Below are 4220 nucleotides of genomic sequence, written 5' to 3'. Positions count from 1 at the left end.
CCTAGAACATTTAACTACCCTGCCCCCTTGGAGCTTTATCATCTTTCCTCCGCATCTGGGGCAGGTTGAAGAAGTGTTCCTAGGGTCGACCAGTTTTATTTCGGATTTGTCGCTCATGAATTGAACTATCTGCTTCCAGTTCTGCTTAGCAATGTCTCTGTTGTGTTCCCTAGACTTGTTGAACATCCCAGCTTTGTTTAAGTCCTCGAAGCCGTGAACCACGTCTGGAAACACTCTTGTAAACATGGTAGTCAGTTTATGTACGTAGTCCTTTGCTCTATTTTTCTCTCTTTCACCATGTCTAGATACTCTCTCCTTTACTATTGACTTTCTACTAGTAGCACTCTGAGCATTCTTTCTCTTTATTTCATGCACTCTGTGAATATGATATAATTTGCTTAAGTCGATCTTCAACCATCCATACCTTGGTGAAAAACCATCGAGACTGAACACGTTTGAGTCCCACCCAATGCACTCTACGTGGTTTTTCTTCTCTATTGGCTTTCTGAAAGTAATTATCAGCTCGTTCTTTGTCAGTATTAGCTCTCCCAGATCTAGTCCTTTAACCTTGTTTCTGAACCAGACTTTCGTTAAGTCAAACTCCAAGTACTGCTTCCTAGGAACTATCGTAACCCTAATTTTTCCATCTCTGTAGGTGTAGAGCGTTTCCTTTACTCTTACAAATAACCTCTTAACTACAGGTTTCTTCCTCTTTCTTTCTCCCTCAACATAATTCCTCTTCCAAGACTTTAAGATGGAATAAGCCACTTTTATTGCGGAATCAACGTAATGGGAAGCAAACACCCAGTCCTTCAGCAGTTCGTTCCTGAGCTTCTTTTTGAACTCCCTAGTCTTTGGAATCAATGGAATAAGCCTCTTAATGTAATAATACCTCCTTGTTTTCTTCCTTCCACTTTCGACTATGTAGTACTTCTTCTCCTGTTTTTCAATCCACGTAATGTTCCCCCAGATTATATCTATTGTCCTTTGTAACAAGGAGTGGTAGCTGAGCAGGAAATCGTCTATATTGTAGCTATGTTTAATCTTGTAGCTAACGATCTTGTAGGAGTCTTTTTGCATTTTCAACCACCTCCTTGTACTTACGACTCCTAATACCATAGAGCTTACTAACAAAGTGGGAGATAATCGTTATTAAGTCCTCTACTAACTCCTCTCTTGGCTCTTTCTCTTCTTGATTTATCACAATAATTTCAGTACCGTAGCTCTGAAAGAACCCCTGAAGAATTTTAAAACCAAACCTTGTCAGCCTGCCTGGGTAGGTGACAATAACTTTCGACACTTTCTTGTTCATAACCATTTTGAGGAGCTTTTGAAAGTTTTTTCTTTCCTCATTTAGCCCGCTATCAATGTCTTTGAGGATTCAACGTTTAGCCCTCGCTCCTTCGCATACTGGCTTACTGCTTCAATCTGTCTATCTAAGTCATCTCTCTGGGTGTGAGAAGATACTCTGGCATACCCAACAATTTTATTCTCCTCATGTAGCCCTAGAATCCTCTTTATCTCTGACTCTGGGACTCTGCATTTGCCACTAACAGTCCTAACACAGTGTATTTTTCCCTCCTCATCCCACTTCTGCAGAGTCCTTATGTGGACACCGAGTATCTCTGATGCTTCTTTCATCGAATATAACTTTTCCATCTTTGTCTATCAATTTCTATTATTGCTTATCAAATATTTAACTGTTTCGCTAGGAAGCGACACAAGATTGATAGAAGAGGTCAAAGAGAGAGAAAGCGAACTTAGGAAAAACGCAGAAAAAATCTTGAGTTACTTTTTATCCCTTTAAATCTTGTAACGATTTCCCTTTAGTTTTTATACCAAAAGCCATGATTAATGACGCTGAAATAATTACCATAATTCCAGTTGTGACGTAAGACACACTGACGTTTTCTAAATAGAGCAATGCCATTATAACTGGTCCCACTGCACCACCTAAATGTCCAATTCCATCAGCAATCCCATATCCAAGCGTTCTTATTTTAGTTCCTAGGTTCTCTGCTGTATAAGCATACATTGTAGGGAACTTGAAGCCTTGGAAGAACATTATTATAAACCCTATAGCTAAAAAAGGTAAGCCAGTAAAGAATGGCCAAGCCATCATTAAAATTCCGGAAATTAAGTTTGCCAACGAAGAAGAATATTTTCTCTCTAGATAGTCGTTAACTAAAGACCCTATTACAACTCCCAACGGATCGCTATAAAGTATGTAAGTAAAGTATAAGCTGGAGTTCTCAAAACCCTTACTAGCTATTGTTGAAAATATTGGAGTGGAGAATAACGCGTAACCAGTGAAGTAACTTGTGAACCAAATTAAGGTAAAGACTACAATAGTCTTGTCCCACTTAATTTTTTCATCTTTCTTTTCTATCCACATTCCCGATTCTGGTAATCTTATCCTAAATATGAAAGCAACTAAAGCTATGGCCAAGCTTGGTAAAAACAGGAGTCTCCAATAGTCCTCACTAAGGATTACCGCTATTGGTCCTACTACAAGTGTCATTAGAAATCCAAAAAGTGTTGTATAGCCTACTGCTCTACCCCTAAAATCTTTGCTTACCATTTCTTACACATAAGAGGGTACAGTGGCAACTTCTCCTTCAATTCGTATTCCAATTACTAGCTCAGCAACTATCAGCTCTATTTCGTTGAATGAAAGAAAGCCAATTAGAGAGCCAAGAGCTATAAGGAACATCGAGAGAAGAAGACCTTTTTTCTTCCATATTTGCTTGCAATATAACCGTTAACCATGCCCCCTAAGAAGTAGCCAATCATTTCCGCTGATAATATTAGTGTGGAAGAGACTTCTCCAATTGCTTTAGATGCATAATTTTCTATATAAGGTACGTTAAATATATCCCAAAAGCTTAAAGATGTGCCTAACGAGAGAAGGGCTAATTGTTTTTTGCTTAACATACAAAATTGAACATGTTTATACCTTTTAAACTTTTTTATTTATTGCATGTAGTCTATATGAAATTAGTAATCCTATTATCAAACTTGTCGGTATATTTTCAATTAAAGGTAAGACAGATAAGAATAAACTTAAAACCAGTATAACGACCCCTCCAATTAAACCCTTCACAATCCATGAGTTATTCTTTTCCCACATATATGCTATTATTATTCCGCCTATAGCACCTCCCAAGGCATAACTTATACTGTTCAATAGCACAATTGTAATTGGCAGTACTGTAGGTAATTCCTTTTCCGCTAACGTAGCTTGTAGCATAGCTTTTGTTATATTTCCATTTGTCTGATTGAGTGTTTCATTAAATGTTAAATTGTATACTTCCTTCTGGAGCGTTGGCATTCGTGGAGCATAAACCACACTATAAATTATTCCTGCTACTATGAGACCTATAACAACTCCAAAAATTAATCCCCATTTAATTCCAATACTTGTTTTCATAAGTATCTTATTGTGATCGTGGTATAAATTTATATTTAAAAGAAGGACTAAAAGCTTTAAGACCCAGGTAATCATAGTCACTTTTCTTGGCTTTGACCAGCTCTTGTAATCTCTAATCCCTCAGCTATTAGGAAGCCTTAATTTCTGGTTTTCTATTAATATTACTATATAATACGTTACTGTAAAGTGTTTCTTTCCTTAATGTGGAAAAAAGCTTAGAGAGAAATGCTCAGTTAGAAAAGACTTATTAGTTGATAATAACAAATTTTTAACTTTTTTTGACTAACATAATAAATCAAGCTAGAACTTATCTGAAATTCCTTAGTGAAAATGATTGTAACCGAAGGCAGTGCTCTAAAGCAGGAGGAAGTCACTAAAAGAAAAATCCTTAACTTAGCTCATCAAGTCAAGTCCTACTTTATCTAAGCTTTTAAGCCACTGTATGAATTTTTTAGCGTTTTCCCCTTCAAAAATTGAACCGTGCTGGGGAGCTATGGTATTGATTTCTAATCCTTCTATCCTCTTCAACCAAATGTCGATCGCCTTTTTAGATGCTATATACCTTCTGTGGAATGGTTCCATGATTTTTATATGCGAATTAAAATCTTCCACTATTAGATACCATTTATCACCAAATTCTACAGCTCCAATGTCTCCAGAGAAATATATTTTACTATAAGTATCATAATAATGGAAATTACCGGGTGAGTGCATAAAGTGTGCTGGTATTGCCTTTATGAAATCTATGCTCATTCCTTCATCTGGTATATCAATTATTCTATCTTTCATC

At 36.8% G+C, this 4220-nt stretch carries 3 protein-coding genes and 2 pseudogenes; all 5 read right to left on the bottom strand.

Annotated elements, in window-relative coordinates:
- Positions 1–1080, bottom strand: a 1080-nt coding sequence (locus AC3OCB_RS06645; RefSeq protein ID WP_498341554.1) for a nuclease/transposase family protein, incomplete at its 3' end; no start/stop codon positions are given.
- Positions 1052–1659, bottom strand: a pseudogene (locus AC3OCB_RS06640) (IS607 family transposase). The gene AC3OCB_RS06645 and the pseudogene AC3OCB_RS06640, both read right to left, overlap by 29 nt.
- Before the next feature lie 136 nt (positions 1660–1795).
- A pseudogene (locus AC3OCB_RS06635) lies at positions 1796–2934 on the bottom strand (MFS transporter).
- Between the two features lie 25 nt (positions 2935–2959).
- Entirely contained in the window at positions 2960–3430 is a 471-nt protein-coding gene (locus AC3OCB_RS06630; protein WP_498341553.1) for a hypothetical protein, read from the bottom strand.
- Positions 3431–3823: 393 nt separating this feature from the next.
- Positions 3824–4220, bottom strand: a 397-nt coding sequence (locus tag AC3OCB_RS06625) for an oxygen-binding di-iron domain-containing protein (protein ID WP_498341552.1), incomplete at its 5' end; no start/stop codon positions are given.

The organism is Sulfurisphaera sp. (assembly GCF_059755235.1).
Note: the sequence above shows the minus strand (reverse complement) of the source record. Positions and strands in the feature narration are given on the sequence as shown.

Bases quoted from the DNA above. Each gene is read 5' to 3' on its own strand.
- AC3OCB_RS06630 (WP_498341553.1), bottom strand. From the start codon at position 3,430: ATGAAAACAAGTATTGGAATTAAATGGGGATTAATTTTTGGAGTTGTT.